Below are 14,585 nucleotides of genomic sequence, written 5' to 3' on the forward strand. Positions count from 1 at the left end.
GCCGGGGTGGAACCGGAAATCAGGCGGCGGTGCTCTCGACCAGCATCGAGGCGTGCTCGTCGGCGAGGGCGCGGACCAGCACGTCCTGCACCTCGGCGGCGGGCGGCAACTGCCAGCCGCACACCTCGGGCTTCACTCGCCAGTGCACGACGCCGTGCTGGAACGGCGACGGCGGCAGCGGGATGTAGCTGTCCTTGCCGTGCCACTGCACGGAAATCTGCTCGGCGATTTCGGCGGGCAGGTGCTCGGAGGGCTGGGTGAGGAACAGCCACCGGCCGTTCGGCATCGCGACGATCGGGGCCGGGTGCCCGATGGAACGCAGCAGCCGGGCGGCGCGCTTGCCCAGTTCCTGGTCCACCTCGACCGCGTCGAGCACGGTACCGGTCGCCACGAGCAGGCTGTGCGTGCGGTCGCTGAACCAGCTGGCGACCTCGTGGGCGTGCGAACCGACCAGCTCACGCCAGTCGTCGCGCACCGGCACCGGCCGGCGCCAGGTCAGGTCGTCCCCCTCCGCGGTGATCGGCTCCGGGGTCGCCCCCGGAAGCACCGGCCAGCCGCGCCAAGCGAGGCCGATCGCCTCCGCACGCAATTCGATGCGGAAGGCGTTCCGCCAGCTGTCCGGCCAATTCGCGTCCAACATTGCTTTCCTGCCTTCGAGGTCCGGTTTTCGCGCCGTCCGGGTCGGGGCCGTGGTGGCGCATGTCTCACTAAACGGCAAGTTGCACATTGCGGGGAAGACTCCGCGCGACAACCGGCCGTTACCGAGCGATGAACGCCCAGTAGCCCACTGTCCGGCCGATAACAAGGTGCCGATCACCGGCCGCTGACCCCGCCGTCCGGCCCGCGAGAACGGGCCCACCACGGGATTCGACACTTTTCCGCCTTTTCGCACGCGTACTGAGGCATACCCTTGGACCGCCCGCTGACCTGCGGGTTTGACCGTTCGGCGTGCGCCAGCGACCGCTGCTCGTGTTCTTCGCCACTCGTCGCCGATGCCGGAAAGGTCCGGACGAACCGGGGGTTCCGGCGACTGGTCACCGGCCCGGCTCGTCGCCGACGAGCGGTTCCGGCGCGCCGCGGAGGACGGTGCGCGGTGACCGGGTTGGCGGGGTGAGCGGAGGCGGGTGGCAGGTTGCAACTCCCTTCGGTTGGGTCGGGCGAGGTCGGCCTCGGTGGCAAACCACGCGTTGGACTGCTGTGGGCGAACTGGGCCGGGGTGATCGCTGAGGCAGTCCTCGGCCCGAGCAATCGGGGACAGCGCGGGTGGTCGCGCAGCAGCTCCGGCGAGCGCGACCAGTCAGAGGCCCGTCGCGGAGCACGAACGCTGGACCGGGCCGCGCGTCGCTGCCTCCCAGCACCGCGACCGGGCCAGCACCGGTGGCGCGCAAGCGTCGCTGCCTGTCAGCTCCGCCACCGGGCCAGCACTGGCGCCGCGCAAGCAGCGGGCACGGTTACTCGACCAACCCGCACGTGGCTCCCGCTGAACGCGGCTGCCGGGCCAGCGCCGGTGTCCGCACACGTAGGGCCGTTGCGGAGCATGGCTGCCGACCGGGCCGGTGATCGCTGCCGACACGGCCGCCGGGCCAGCGCCGATGTTCACACGCGTAGGGCCGTTGCGGAGCATGGCTGCCGACCGGGCCGGAGATCGCTGCCGACACGGCTGTCGGGGCCGGTGGGACCCCCGGTCAGGGAGGCAGGTCGACCGGACCGGCGCGGGATTTTGCGGTGGGGGGTGGTAGGCCGGGGATGGGGGTGGTCGTGGAGCGGACTTCGATGAAGGCGTCGCGGTTGTGCCAGCGGCAGCTGGTCAGTACTGCGCGTTCGTGGTCGGCTACCTCCTTGGCTCGGGCGCAGGCGACGGTCGGTCCGGCGGCGGCGTGGGCTGCTGCGGCTAGTGCGCCGAGGTCGGCGGCGGCTTCGGTGCGGTGGCGGGCGGTGATGGCTGCGGCTAGCCACCACACCAGGACTGTCACGGCGATCAGGGTGGCGGCGGCCAGGGCCGTCCAGATCGTGGCTACGCCTGCGTCCGCTGGTTGTTTTTGGGTCATGAGGCTGAGGTCGGTTCGATGATGGCGTAGGCGGTTGCGCTCAGGTGGAGAGCGGACAGGGCGTCGGTGGTTACTTCGGCGGTGAGGCCGTCGCCGGTGCGGTGGATGGTGAGGTGTGCGCCGTGCGGGGCAATGGTTTGGACCACTGCGTCGGCGGCTCCTGGTTGTCCGGCCGCGGTCAGGCGGGCGGCTTCGCGGGCGGCGTCCAGGCATCGGAGGTGTCCGGCGATCGCGCTGGTGCCCGCTAGCAGGATCGCCAGCACGGCGGTAAGCGCCCCCAAGGACAGGGCGGCTTCTACCGTGACGAATCCGCCGTCCCGGCGACGGCTGGCCATCAGGTGGCCACCGTCAGGGCTTTGTGCACCAGGCCGGCCAACGTCGCGGAGACGGAGTCTCCGCTGAGCAGCACGTAGAGCGCCACGGCGAACGCGGCCGCGGCTACCGTGCCGATGGCGTATTCGGCGGTGGTGGTGCCCTCGTCTCCGGGCAAGAACCACATGGTCGGATTCCCTTTCTGTCGTGGACGGGTTCACAGCAGGCCACCGATTCGCCCGGCAAGGCCGAGCACTACCGGCAGCACGCCGAGGGCGAAGAACGCGGGCAGGAAGCACAACCCGACCGGCAGGGCCAGGGCGACTCCGGCGCGTTCGGCGCGTTCTTCGGCCTCGACGCCCAGTCCGTCGCGGATGCGGCGGGCCAGGTCGTCCGCGGTCGAGGCGAGGGCTGCCCCGGACCGCGCGGTTCGGGTGGCTGCGACTGCCAGCTCGGCGAAGCCCGTTCGGGCTCGGAGCGGGGCCCAGGCTGGGGTCGGGTCTGCGCCCAGGGCTAGCAGGTTTGCTGTTGCGTGCAGGGCGGTTTCGGTGGCCGGTGGTGCGCCGGGTGCTACGGCTTCGAGGGCGGTCGGGACCGGCATTCCGGCGCGCAGGCAGGCGGCGAGCATGTCCAGGACTGACGCGGAACGAAGCCGTTCCGAGACGTCGTCTGGGTTTTTGGGGTGGCGGGATCGGCGCAGGAGCCACCACGAGCCTGCACCGGTGGCTAGTCCTACCGGGATTCCGGTGAGGACGGCTGCGGACACACCGCAGACGATTGCGGCGGCTGGGTGCCAGACTTCTGGTCGCAGGGTGCGGCGTGGACGGTCGGGCCGGGCTAGGTGTCGTGGCTGCGCGGTGGCTGGCCAGAGCAGCAGCGCGGTGGCGGCGAGGGCGAGACTCAGGGCGGTCATGGCGCGGACCTGCGGTTGGTGAGGGCTCTGGACCAGGCGGTGCCTGCCCATAGCAGGGCTGCGCCTGCGACCAGGAACGCTTGTCCGATAAGGGTTTCCGTGAGGACGGCGAGCGGGTTGGCCCCGATGAGCTGGCCCATTGCCAGGCAGCCGACGGGTAGCACGGTCAGGACTATCGCGCTCATGCGTGGACCCGCCATCTTTGCGCGCAGGCGGCGGGCGAAGGCGACTTCGGCGTCGACGTCTCGACGGGCGGCCTCCAGGGCGTCGGCGATGGGCAGGCCGTGGCGGCGGGCGAGGTTCCAGGATTGGGCGACGGCGGGAAGTGCGGGCGATTCCAAGGCTCCGTCTAGGCGGGCCGCGGTGGCGAGGTTGTGGAGTTCTCCGGCTAGTTCCGGGACCGCGTCCGCAGCTGCCTCGGCGGCGGTTACCGGGTGGGCGCCGGCGCGGAGTTCGGAGACCATCGTGCGGAGGACTGTCGCGGTGCGTTCGGCGCGGGTCAGGGTTTCGGTGGTTTCCCTTCTGCTGTGCCATTCCTGGCGGACGGCGAGGGTGAGCAGGGCGGTGGCTATCGCGGCGCCGATTCCGCCCAGCGGCAGGGCGACGACGGCGGGGGCCAGCCAGAGTGCCTGCCGGGGTGGGACGGGAAAGCGGAGGTGGCGGCGGGGCGTCGGGAGAAGGCGGTTGGGGGTGGTTGGCCAGCACAGGATTCCGGTGCCTGCGCAGAGGAACGGCCATGCGGAGATCAACGGGGGTCACCTCGATGCTGGAGCGAATGAGCTAGTCGCGAACGGATTCGGGAGTGGTCAGAGCGGTGAAGAGGGAGCGGCGGTTCGTCCAGTGGCCGTCGCGCCAGACGGGGTGGGTTTTTACTTCTCCGTGGTAGCGCTGGAGTACTGCGACTTCCGCCAGGCGGCGGCCGGTGGGTGTTCGGCGCATGTGGAGGATGACGCGGACTGCTGCGGCTAGTTGGCTGTGCAGCGCGTCTCTCGGCAGACCGCCTAAGGCGGCCAGAGCCTCCAGACGTGCCGGGGCTTCTGCGGGGGAGTTCGCGTGCAAGGTGCAGGCACCGCCGTCGTGGCCGGTGTTCATGGCGTTCAGCAGGGAGCACACTTCTGCTCCGCGAACCTCGCCGACGATCAGGCGGTCTGGGCGCATGCGCAGGGCTTGGCGGACCAACTCTGGGAGTTCGACCGCACCGGCGCCTTCTACGTTCGCGGGTCTGGCGACGAGGCTTACGAACTGTGGATGGGTCGGGCGTAGTTCGCCAGCGTCTTCTACGCAGACGATTCGTTCCGTTGGAGCGACCGCGCTCAGCAAGGCGCTCAGGAGCGTCGTCTTTCCGGCACCGGTGCCACCGGTGACGAGGAAGGCTAGGCGGTGGTTGAGGATTGCTGCGAGGATCTTCCGGGCGGTTGGGTCGATGGAGCCGTGCGCTTCGAGCGCGGCTAGGTCGTGGGTCACCGGGCGTAGGACGCGCAGGGACAGGCAGGTGCCGTTCGCCGCGATGGGCGGCAGGACGGCGTGGACGCGGATTCGGCCTTGGCGGGCGGGGAGCCAGCCGTCGACGTACGGCTGGGCGTCGTCCAGGCGGCGGCCTGCGGCTAGAGCCAGGCGCTGCGCTAGGCGGCGGACGGCGTCCTCGTTGAGGAAGCGGATGGTCGTGCGGGCGAGGCCTGCGGGGCCGTCCGTCCAGACCTGGTCGGGGGCGGTGACCAGCACGTCGGTGACCGTGTCGTCCTCCAGCAACGGGGCTAGCGGGCCCGCGCCTACGAACTCGTCTCGGGCTTGGCGGACGGCGGCCAGTACTGCGTCGTGGCTCAGGGCGCCGCCGGCTTCTGCACGGACGGCTTCGGCTAGGGCGATCGGGTCGGTGCCGCGGCTTTCGCCGGCCAGGCGATGGCGGACTCGTTCTACTAGGTCGGTGGTCATTTACGCGGCCTGTGCGGTGGTAAGGGGACGCACGTTCGCCAGCACGGCACGAGCCGCGGTGGCCAACGCGCCCTTCGGGGGTAGGTCGAACTCGCCGGATTCCAAGGTGGCGGCTACTCGGCGTTCTGGGGCCACGTCAGCGATCAAAGGCGGGCCGAGCATTCCCGCGGTTTGCGAAGCCGGGACGCCGTCGATGCGGTGTCCACTTGCGACGACTGCGAAACGCTCGGTGTGCGGACGGAGGCGGGTCAGAACTTGTTTCGCTGCCATACAGGCACGGAACTCGACGGGAACGACTAGCACGACGAGATCGGCGGCTGAGGCGACGGCGAGCGTGCCCTCGTCGAAATGGCGGGGTAAATCGCAGACGACGGTTCGGCCGGCCCGGCTGCCCGCGGCGACTACCGCGGACAAAGCGCGAGGGCTCGGACCCTCGCCGGAACGGCCGCAGGACAACACGGGGAGCTCGCCGCGGCTGGGCAGTGAGGCGATCAGGGACGGGACAGACACTCGACCGGACAGCCGAACTTCGGGCCAGCGCAGGCCTTTCGTGTGTTCCAGACCCAGTGGGAGATCCAATCCGCCGCCTAACGGATCGCAGTCGACCAAGAGCGCGGAGTCGGTACGGGCGGCTTCGACGGCGACCGCTGCGGCCAGCACAGAAGTGCCGGAACCGCCTCGGCCGCCGACGAAAGCGATTACTGGGCCTGGGGATTCGGCTGGTGCGTCGGTGACGTCGGCGAACGCACCGGTCAAGCCCGCTTCGTCGTCAGGCAGGCTGAAGACTCGGCGGGCGCCGAGGGCGGCTGCGCGTCGCCAGGTGTCGAGACCGGGTGCGCCTTTGCAGACAAGCACGACGCTGTCGCGTGCTGGCATGGGCCGGCTGTCAACCGAAATGTCCTCGTCCAGCACCACGAGCGGAGCTCGCGTCCATCGTCCGCGTGCGGCGGCCAGATCTGGCGCGTGATCGAACTCGCAGCCGACTACCGCGGCGACGCGGCGGATCTCTTCGAACACGGTGCCTTCGCCGGAGACGACGAGCGGTTGTGCGGTGGCCATGTGCCCCTCCCCTGGGTTTCGCGGGCCGGACTTCCACCGTCGCTCCCCGCCCGCCGACACGGCAACGCCCGTTTTTCCGTCATGTGGATAACCCGGGGGTTGTGGACAACTCGGGGTGCGAAATCGATCCAGCACCGCGGAGTGTCCGCACGCACCGGACAATGCACGGCTCCGCGCATTCGGCCGAGAAAACGATTGCCGCGGAGAACCTCCGGAAAATCGAGAGCAAAGAAGTAAATTTGCCGTACCGGCACGAGTAAGGGGCGCCGCGGCCGGAGAAAACACCGGAAAGGTAAGCGCGCGGTTAATTGATCTTGCCCGTAAGGCGCGCGGCGAACGACCGAGACAGCCCAGGTCAGGGCCGCAAACATGGTCCGGACAACGATATCGGGGCAGAAGTGAAAATTGTTCGCCGACGGGAAAACGGGGGAGAATAGAAGGCGGCCCTCGCCAGGGGGGAGGGACGAGGGCCGCCAGGGGGTTCAGCCCCGGGGGGTCGGACTGAACCAGCCCGGTTCAAGACCGGGTCCGTTCACTGTAACTCCGTTAGCTATGAGTTGGCTGTGTGAGTGACACATACGATTCGATAACGGCACCCGAGGCCGTAAGCGAGCCGATGTCATCGATTTTCCGGCCGTCGCCACGACCGGTGTGCTGCCAACAACACGGCGCGGTACGCCTATCCTGATCACGTGGCCGAACCCCGCAGCGAAGAAGCACCCCGGCGCGTAGCCGCCTTCTTCGACCTCGACAAGACGATCATCGCGTCGTCCAGCGCGCTCGCGTTCAGCAAGCCGTTGCTCCGCGAAGGACTGATCAACCGCCGCGCGGCGCTGCGAAGTGCTTACGCGCAACTGGTTTTCTCGCTCGCCGGCGCGGACGCGGACAAGACCGAGCGGATGCGCGCCGAGGTTTCCGCGTTGTGCGCGGGCTGGGATGTCGCGCAGGTTTCCGCGATCGTGCGCGAAACCTTGCACGACGTAGTCGATCCGCTCGTTTACGTGGAGGCGACCGACCTCATCGCACAGCACCTCGACGACGGGCACGACGTGATCGTGCTGTCCGCGACCGGCGAGGAGGTCGCCGCCCCGGTCGCGGAGATGCTCGGCGCGACCCGCTGCGTCGCCACTCGCATGGAGATCGTCGACGGCCGCTACTCCGGCGAGGTCGATTTCTATTGCTACGGCGAGAACAAAGCCGTCGCCGCGAAGCAGCAGGCCGCCACATACGGCTACGACCTCGCGGACTGCTTCGCCTACACCGACTCCAGCACCGACATCCCCCTGCTGGAGGTGGTGGGTCACCCGCACGCGGTGAACCCGGACAAGCTGCTGCGCCGGACCGCGGACGAGCACGGCTGGCCGGTCCTCGCGTTCGAGCGGCCGATGTCGCTGCGGACGCGGATCCCGGCGAAGTCCGCGGGCATGGTGGCGCTCGGCGTGGGGGCCGTGGCGGCGGGCGCGACCTGGTACAGCCTGAGCCGGCGCCGCCGGTCGCGAGGCGCCGACAACTGAGCACCCGCGTGGCGGTACCAAAACGCCGGTTTCCGCAGCTAGGTCCGTTGCTGTGGGTGGTGTTGTCACCGGATCGAGCCTCTGTACCGGTGCACCCGTACGCGCACTTGAAGTGACCGCGCTCACGGCGTAGAAAGTAGGTGCGGACGTTGATTCGGCCAGGACAGAGGTAGAAGAGAAGCCTCTGTCACCCCGGGCAACCTCCGTGCGCGGACTCCGGGTACCCACGCGCAGCACGCCGCGGGAGGCTCGTCGTCTAGGGACTGCGTACCGGGACGCCGGACGCCGAGTCCATGAAGGTACGACCAGAGTTGCACGCTTGGTCGCCCGAGATGTTCGCGCTGACTGGCGGCGCCCGTTGGCCTCGGCTGACGGGCGCCGCCAGTGTTACTAATCCGACCAAAAGTAGGCCGACCCCGCAGCGGCACGTAACCGCTGCAGCGAAGTCATTCGGCCGTGGCTGTGGTCGGATTAGTAACCATCGGCACAGTATGTCGGCACCCCTTGCGCAGCGGACCGAGCCCGGCTCGAAGAAATCCGCGCGCGGCCTGACGTCCTCCCAGGTGAACCCTCTCGTTCCTGCGCTCGGCCGATGGACAACCCCGTATCGCGGTGAGTAGCTTCCCGATACCGGTGCTGCCCGGTGGACGCTTCACGACTCGCGTCCGCACCCGCGGCGGCACGCGACACTGGGAGGCAATTCGTGACGAACCGACTCGCGCGCACGCGGAGGATGCAGGTGTTCGCCGTTCCCCTTGCGGGGGTGCTCGCCGTCGGGGGGTTGAGTTCCTCGGCGTTCGCGGCGCCGAAACAGCCGCAGCAGACACCCCAGCAGGCGGCCGCGCAGCTCGACGCCGCGGCCGCACGGGCGCTGCGCGGCATGAGCCTGGAAGAAAAAGTGGGGCAGCTGTTCGTCACGTGGGTGAACGGCAAGTCCGCGGACGAGGTCAACCCGAAGAACCAGGCCGACTTCGGCGTCGACACCGCCGCCCAAGCCGTGCAGAAGTACCACCTCGGCGGCGTCATCTACTTCAACAACTCCAGCCGCGACAACTTCGACGACCCGACGCAGGTCGCGAAGCTGTCCAACGGCCTGCAGCGCGCGGCGATCTCCAGCGGCGCGCACATCCCGCTGCAGATCGGCACCGACCAGGAGGGCGGCACGGTCACGCGGATGGGCGCGCCGGCCACCGAGTTCCCCAACTCGATGGCCATCGCCGCCGGCCGGGACACCGGCAGCGCGACCAAGGCCGCCACGATCCTCGGCCACGAGTTGCGCGCGGTCGGCATCAACCAGGACTACGCGCCGGACGCGGACGTCAACTCCAACCCGGCCAACCCGGTCATCGGCGTCCGGTCGTTCTCCGGACGGCCCGACCTGGCCAGCAGTTTCGTGACCGCGGAGGTCAAGGGCTACCAGGACTCCGGGCCGGCGAGCCAGACCGTCTCGTCCACCGCGAAGCACTTCCCCGGCCACGGCGACGCGGCCACCGACAGTCACACCGGGCTGCCGAAGATCGACCGCTCCGAGGCGGACTGGCGCAAGATCGACGTGCCGCCGTTCAAGGCCGCGATCGCCGCCGGCATCGACTCGATCATGAGCGCGCACATCCAGTTCCCGAGCCTCGACCCGTCCGGTGAGCCCGCGACGCTGTCGAAGCCGATCATCACCGGCAAGCTGCGCGGCGAACTCGGCTACAACGGCGTCGTGATCACCGACTCGCTCGAGATGCAGGGCGTGCGGGAGCTGCACAGCGACGCCGAAATCCCGGTTCTCGCCTTGAAGGCGGGCGTGGACCAGCTGCTCATGCCGGTGCACCTGGACGTCGCGATCAACGCGGTGATCGCCGCGGTGAAGTCCGGCGACCTGCCGATGCAGCGGATCGACCAGAGCGTGCTGCGGGTGCTGAAGCTGAAGCTGAAGCGCGGAATCCTGTACTCGCCGTTCGATAACCCGTCGCAGGTCATGAAGAAGGTCGGCACACCGGAGCACCTGGCTACCGCGCAGGGCATCGCCGACCGGTCGATCACCGCGATCGCCAATGACGCCGGGGTGCTGCCGCTCAAGCAGAAGCCGTCGAGCGTGCTGGTCACCGGCTGGGGCGCGACCACGACGCAAACGCTTGCCGACCGCTTCACCGCACACGGCACCAAGGCGACCGCGCTGGCCACCGGGCAAACCCCGACCGACGCGCAGATCGCCGAGGCCGCGGCGGCCGCGAAGCAGAACGACGTCGTCGTGGTGCTCACGAACAACCTCGGCGGTTTCCCCTTGCAGGGCAAGCTTCTTCAAGCACTCATGGACACTGGCAAGCTGGTGGTCGCGGTCGCCGCGCAGATTCCGTACGACGCCGGTTACGCGAACCCGGTGCCGACCTGGCTCGCTACCTACGGGTACATCACGCCGTCGCTCGAAGCGCTGGCGAAGGTCGTGCTCGGCGAGACGAAGCCCAGCGGGAAGCTGCCGGTCGACGTCCCGGCCGGGGCGGACGTGCACACCGTCAAATACCCCTTCGGACACGGGCTGACCTGGTGACTCTCAACCGCAGGAATTTCCTGGCCGTTCCGGCGCTCGCCGTGCCAGTGCTGGCGAGCAGTTCGACAGCGGCACAGGCAGCCCAAGCGACACCCGAAGCAGCGCAAGCCGAGTTGGAACGCCGGGTGCTCACCGGTGCCGAACAGATCGCCGCGCAGGGCTGGCGTCCGCTCGCCGGACGCAAGCTCGGCGTGCTGTCCAACCCGACAGGCGTGCTCGCCAACGGTGACCACATCGTCGACTCGATGGTCGCGGCGGGCGTACGTCCCGTCGCGGCCTTCGGGCCGGAGCACGGCTTTCGCGGCAGCGCGCAAGCCGGTGGCTCCGAAGGCGATTACACCGACCCGCGCACCGGCATCCCCGTGTACGACGCGTACGGCGCGAACGCGACGAAGCTCGCTTCGCTGTTTCAGAAGGCCGGACTGGACACTGTCGTCTTCGACATCGCTGACGTCGGCGCGCGCTTCTACACCTACATTTGGTCGCTGTACACGGCGATGGTCGCCGCAGCGAAGGTCAACGCGGCCTTCGTCGTCCTAGACCGGCCGAACCCCATCGGCGGACGACTGTCCGGCCCAGTGCTCGACCCGAAGTTCTCGTCCGGCGTCGGGCTGAAGCCGATCGCGCAGCAACACGGGATGACGGTCGGCGAACTCGCGCGGTTCTTCGCCGCCGAGTTCCTGCCCGGCGAAGGCGTGAAGCTGGCGAAGCTCGAAGTCGTCCAGGTACGCGGCTGGCGACGCGACAGCTTCTTCGCCGACACCGGTCTCCGTTGGGTCCTGCCGAGCCCGAACATGCCGACGCCGGACACAGCGCTCGTGTACCCGGGCACGGGCATGTTCGAGGGCACCGTGTTCTCCGAAGGACGCGGCACCACAAGGCCGTTCGAGATCATCGGCGCGCCGGGCCTCGACTGGCGTTGGCGCGAAGAGCTCGAGAAGCTCCACCTGCCGGGCGCGGCGTTCCGCGAGATCTACTTCGTGCCCACCTTCGGCAAATTCGTGAACGAGCCCTGCGGCGGCGTACAGGTCACCGTCACCGACCCGCGGGCCTTCGATGCCATCAGCACCACCGTCTCGATGTTCGTGACGGCCAAGCGCGTCGCGCCCGACAAATTCGGCTGGCGGCCGGACCACATGATCGACAAGCTGTCCGGATCCGCGCGGCTGCGCACCATGGTCGACGCCGGCGCCGGGGTAGACGAGATCACCGGCGCGTGGCGCGCCGAACTCGCCGACTTCGCCCGCAGACGCCGCCCCCACCTGATCTATCGCTGAGGAGAGCGGTCATGCGTGCTAGGAAAGTGCTCGTCGCGACGTTGGCCGTACTGGTCGCGGCCACGACGACCGCGGGAGCAGCCACGATCGACAACCGACACGGCGGCTTCGCCGGGCGTTTCGACCGTCCGCAGCACGGGTTCGCCCCGGCGAGCACGACGCTGCGCGACGGCAGCCCGGGCGAGGTCAACCTCGATCCGCGGCCGATCCGCGACGCCGAACAGTTCCTGAAGAGCTGGACGCAGCCGGACGCCAGCGGGCATCCGCACTTCTCCGGCGCGGTCGGGCTGCTCGCGCACGACGGCGTGGTCGTGGACCGTTACGCCGTCGGCGGCGCGCTCCGGTACGCCGACGCGAAGGGCACCGAACTGCCGCCGGACCAGCAGGTCCCGATGCGGTGCGACACCATTTTCGACATGGCGTCGATCTCGAAGCTCTTCACCTCGATCGCCGCGCTGCAGCTGACCGAGCAGGGCAAGCTGGACGTCAACGCGCCGGTCGTGCGCTATCTGCCGGAGTTCGGCGTCAACGGCAAGCAGGACGTCACCGTGCTGCAGCTGCTCACCCACACCTCGGGCTTCGACGCCGACCCGTCACCGTCGCTCTGGCAGGGCTATCCCGACATCCCGTCGCGGCGCAAGGCCATCCTCGACAGCCCGCTCAAGAACGCGCCGGGCAGCACGTACCTGTACTCCGACCTCAACATGCTCACGCTGGGCCTGCTGATCGAGAAGCTGTCCGGCAAGCCGCTGGACCAGGTGGTGCACGACCGCATCACCGCGCCGCTCGGCATGGTTGACACCGGCTACAACCCGCCCGCGTCGAAGCTCGACCGCATCGCCGCGACCGAGTACGAGACGACGCCGCCGCGCGGGCTCGTGCGCGGACAGGTGCACGACGAGAACGCCTGGTCGCTCGGCGGCGTCGCCGGGCACGCCGGCGTCTTCTCCACGGCGAACGACATGGCCGTGCTCTCCCAGGCCATCCTCAACGGCGGCAGCTACCGCGGGCACCGGATCCTGCGGCCGGACACCGTCACGAAGATGCTGACGAACTACAACCAGCGCTTCCCCGGCGACGAGCACGGGCTCGGCTTCGAACTGGACCAGCCCTGGTACATGGGCGCGCTGGCGTCGCCGATCAGCGCGGGCCACACCGGCTTCACCGGCACCACGCTGGTCATCGATCCCGAGTCGCGGTCGTTCGCGTTGCTGCTCACCAATCGCGTGCACCCCACGCGCACCTGGGGTTCCATCAACACCGCCCGCCAGGTCTGGGCGACCTCGCTCGCGAAGGCGATGGCCGTGCGGCCGGTCCAGGGTCCCGATGCCTGGTACGCGAGCCTGGGAAACAACGGCGTCGCTACGCTCAGTACCCAACCGCTTCCAGCAGGTGCACCACTGCGCGTGTCCTTCGCCGCTTTCGTCGACACAGAGGGCCCGAGCGACCCGCTGCGGCTCGAATCGAGCACCGACGGGGTTAATTGGCAACCTGTTCCGCTCCAGGCCCGTGGCCCGGGCGCACCCGGCGACGAGACGTCCGCGCTCGGCGGACACGGGCACCGCTCCTGGTGGCGGGTGTCCGCGGAGGTGCCCGCCGCCGCGGCTACCTCGCTCCGGTGGCGTTACAGCACCGATCCGAATTACACGGGGCGGGGAGTTTCCCTCGATAGTGTGAAAGTCACCCAACGCGGCCACGTCGTTCTCGATGGTGAGCGAAACCCCGCGGAGCTGGCCTCTTCGGGCTGGAATTTGAGCGCTCGGTAGGCACCCCGCCGCGCATTGCCACCTTCGTGTCCCCACTCAGTGGAACAAGACTCCTTCGCTAGACACACTTAGTTGCCAAGTCGTTAGCTTGAGGTCGTTAACACCGTGGACTCGGTTGGCGACTTTCTTGACAACGATTAATCGCAAACCGAAGTCCGCAGACACGGACGGGTTGTGGTTCTGCCGAAGGATGTGGGTAGCCTTGTCGCAAATGCCAACGGTTAGTAACTTTCCGACGGCGGATGATGCGGGATCCGTAATCAGCAGCGCACCCTCCGAGCACCTCGCAGGTCAGGCGACGGCGCGCGACGCGGATGCGAGCCCCCTGGTCCGCATTCGCTCGCTGCTGCCCGGACTCGCCCGGGCCGAGCAGCGGGTCGCGAAGGTTGTCCTGGAAGACCCGGCCGCCGTCGCGCGCCGCAGCATCACCGAGGTCGCGCTCGCCGCGAACACCTCCGAGACCACCGTGACGCGCTTCTGCAAGGCCGTCGGCGTCGGCGGCTACCCGCAGCTGCGCATCGCGCTCGCCGCGGACACCGCCCGCACCGAGGCGCGCACCTCGCGCAACCTCGGCGGCGAGATCGGCCCCGGCGACGACCTGGCGTCCGTCATCGGCAAGGTCAGCTTCGCCGACGCGCGCGCCGTCGAAGAGACCGCCGACCAGCTCGACGTCGCCGCGCTGCAGAGCGTGATCGACCTCGTCGCCGAAGCCGGCCGGGTCGACGTGTACGGCGTGGGCGCAAGCGCTTTCGTCGCCGCTGACCTGCAGCAGAAGCTGCACCGGATCGGCCGCGTCAGCTTCTCCTGGTCGGACACGCACATCATGCTGACCTCGGCCGCCGTGCTGAAGCCGGGCGACGTCGCGGTCGGCATCTCGCACACCGGCGCGACCACGGACACCGTCGAGGCGCTGCGGGTCGCGCGCGAGCACGGCGCGGTGACCGTCGCGGTCACGAACTTCCCGCGCTCGCCGATCACCGAGGTCGCCGACCACGTGCTCACCACGGCGGCCCGCGAAACCACCTTCCGGTCCGGGGCCACCGCCAGCCGGATCGCCCAGCTGACCGTCATCGACTGCCTCTTCATCGGCGTCGCGCAGCGGCACATGGAGGCGTCGGTCAGCGCCTTGGACGCCACGAGGGACGCGGTCGGCTCGCACCGGCTCGGGGTCAGACCCGACGGTCGTCGTCGTCCGCGGGAAACCGGCAAATGAACCAAGAAGCGAGGA

At 69.1% G+C, this 14,585-nt stretch carries 13 protein-coding genes; 5 read left to right on the forward strand and 8 right to left on the reverse strand.

Annotated elements, in window-relative coordinates; translation table 11 throughout:
- Positions 1 to 19: 19 nt before the first annotated feature.
- The 8 genes from EIZ45_RS04875 to ssd all read right to left on the reverse strand — a co-directional run bounded on the left by EIZ45_RS04875 (position 20) and on the right by ssd (position 6,264).
- Complete coding sequence (locus EIZ45_RS04875) at positions 20 to 640, reverse strand: bifunctional DNA primase/polymerase (protein ID WP_037808345.1); 621 nt, start codon at positions 638 to 640, stop codon at positions 20 to 22.
- A 1,045-nt stretch (positions 641 to 1,685) separates the two neighbouring features.
- Positions 1,686 to 2,048 (reverse strand): Rv3654c family TadE-like protein, encoded by a 363-nt coding sequence (locus EIZ45_RS04880; protein ID WP_134662024.1) that lies wholly within the window; start codon positions 2,046 to 2,048, stop codon positions 1,686 to 1,688.
- Positions 2,045 to 2,383, reverse strand: coding sequence for a TadE family type IV pilus minor pilin (locus EIZ45_RS04885; RefSeq protein WP_134662025.1), 339 nt, complete (start codon positions 2,381 to 2,383; stop codon positions 2,045 to 2,047). Before EIZ45_RS04885 ends, EIZ45_RS04880 begins: the two co-directional genes overlap by 4 nt.
- Positions 2,383 to 2,547: a DUF4244 domain-containing protein gene (locus tag EIZ45_RS04890; protein WP_078561018.1), complete on the reverse strand. Its 165-nt coding sequence runs from the start codon at positions 2,545 to 2,547 to the stop codon at positions 2,383 to 2,385. Before EIZ45_RS04890 ends, EIZ45_RS04885 begins: the two co-directional genes overlap by 1 nt.
- A 30-nt stretch (positions 2,548 to 2,577) precedes the next feature.
- The gene (locus EIZ45_RS04895; protein WP_134662026.1) at positions 2,578 to 3,273 is read right to left on the reverse strand and encodes a type II secretion system F family protein; all 696 of its coding nucleotides are present in this window, start codon (positions 3,271 to 3,273) and stop codon (positions 2,578 to 2,580) included.
- The gene (locus tag EIZ45_RS04900) at positions 3,270 to 4,022 is read right to left on the reverse strand and encodes a type II secretion system F family protein (RefSeq protein ID WP_134662027.1); all 753 of its coding nucleotides are present in this window, start codon (positions 4,020 to 4,022) and stop codon (positions 3,270 to 3,272) included. The genes EIZ45_RS04895 and EIZ45_RS04900 overlap by 4 nt, the downstream gene beginning before the upstream one ends.
- Positions 4,023 to 4,053: 31 nt before the next feature.
- Entirely contained in the window at positions 4,054 to 5,205 is a 1,152-nt protein-coding gene (locus tag EIZ45_RS04905; protein ID WP_043827109.1) for a TadA family conjugal transfer-associated ATPase, read from the reverse strand.
- Positions 5,206 to 6,264 carry a septum site-determining protein Ssd gene (gene ssd, locus EIZ45_RS04910; RefSeq protein ID WP_134662028.1) on the reverse strand — a complete coding sequence of 353 codons (1,059 nt, stop codon included), beginning with the start codon at positions 6,262 to 6,264 and terminating at the stop codon, positions 5,206 to 5,208.
- A gap of 692 nt (positions 6,265 to 6,956) precedes the next feature.
- Here ssd and EIZ45_RS04915 point away from each other — a divergent pair.
- The 5 genes from EIZ45_RS04915 (at position 6,957) to EIZ45_RS04935 (ending at position 14,570) form a co-directional block, all read left to right on the forward strand.
- Complete coding sequence (locus tag EIZ45_RS04915) at positions 6,957 to 7,778, forward strand: HAD family phosphatase (RefSeq protein WP_134662029.1); 822 nt, start codon at positions 6,957 to 6,959, stop codon at positions 7,776 to 7,778.
- A 733-nt stretch (positions 7,779 to 8,511) separates the two neighbouring features.
- Positions 8,512 to 10,314: a glycoside hydrolase family 3 protein gene (locus tag EIZ45_RS04920; protein ID WP_167756356.1), complete on the forward strand. Its 1,803-nt coding sequence runs from the start codon at positions 8,512 to 8,514 to the stop codon at positions 10,312 to 10,314.
- Positions 10,311 to 11,591, forward strand: coding sequence for an exo-beta-N-acetylmuramidase NamZ domain-containing protein (locus EIZ45_RS04925; protein ID WP_134662030.1), 1,281 nt, complete (start codon positions 10,311 to 10,313; stop codon positions 11,589 to 11,591). The genes EIZ45_RS04920 and EIZ45_RS04925 overlap by 4 nt, the downstream gene beginning before the upstream one ends.
- Positions 11,592 to 11,602: 11 nt before the next feature.
- Positions 11,603 to 13,357, forward strand: a complete 1,755-nt coding sequence (locus EIZ45_RS04930) for a serine hydrolase domain-containing protein (RefSeq protein WP_134662031.1) — start codon at positions 11,603 to 11,605, stop codon at positions 13,355 to 13,357.
- 211 nt (positions 13,358 to 13,568) lie between these two features.
- Positions 13,569 to 14,570: a MurR/RpiR family transcriptional regulator gene (locus EIZ45_RS04935; protein ID WP_037808359.1), complete on the forward strand. Its 1,002-nt coding sequence runs from the start codon at positions 13,569 to 13,571 to the stop codon at positions 14,568 to 14,570.
- Positions 14,571 to 14,585: the final 15 nt, after the last annotated feature.

It is taken from the genome of Amycolatopsis sp. CFH S0740, assembly GCF_004522315.1.
Lineage (GTDB): Bacteria > Actinomycetota > Actinomycetes > Mycobacteriales > Pseudonocardiaceae > Amycolatopsis > Amycolatopsis nivea.

Coding starts and splice junctions, on each gene's coding strand:
- EIZ45_RS04930 (WP_134662031.1), top strand. CDS start 11,603: ATGCGTGCTAGGAAAGTGCTCGTCGCGACGTTGGCCGTACTGGTCGCG.
- EIZ45_RS04935 (WP_037808359.1), top strand. CDS start 13,569: ATGCCAACGGTTAGTAACTTTCCGACGGCGGATGATGCGGGATCCGTA.
- EIZ45_RS04890 (WP_078561018.1), bottom strand. CDS start 2,547: ATGTGGTTCTTGCCCGGAGACGAGGGCACCACCACCGCCGAATACGCC.
- EIZ45_RS04895 (WP_134662026.1), bottom strand. CDS start 3,273: ATGACCGCCCTGAGTCTCGCCCTCGCCGCCACCGCGCTGCTGCTCTGG.
- EIZ45_RS04920 (WP_167756356.1), top strand. CDS start 8,512: ATGCAGGTGTTCGCCGTTCCCCTTGCGGGGGTGCTCGCCGTCGGGGGG.
- EIZ45_RS04875 (WP_037808345.1), bottom strand. CDS start 640: ATGTTGGACGCGAATTGGCCGGACAGCTGGCGGAACGCCTTCCGCATC.
- EIZ45_RS04880 (WP_134662024.1), bottom strand. CDS start 2,048: ATGACCCAAAAACAACCAGCGGACGCAGGCGTAGCCACGATCTGGACG.
- EIZ45_RS04885 (WP_134662025.1), bottom strand. CDS start 2,383: ATGGCCAGCCGTCGCCGGGACGGCGGATTCGTCACGGTAGAAGCCGCC.
- EIZ45_RS04905 (WP_043827109.1), bottom strand. CDS start 5,205: ATGACCACCGACCTAGTAGAACGAGTCCGCCATCGCCTGGCCGGCGAA.
- ssd (WP_134662028.1), bottom strand. CDS start 6,264: ATGGCCACCGCACAACCGCTCGTCGTCTCCGGCGAAGGCACCGTGTTC.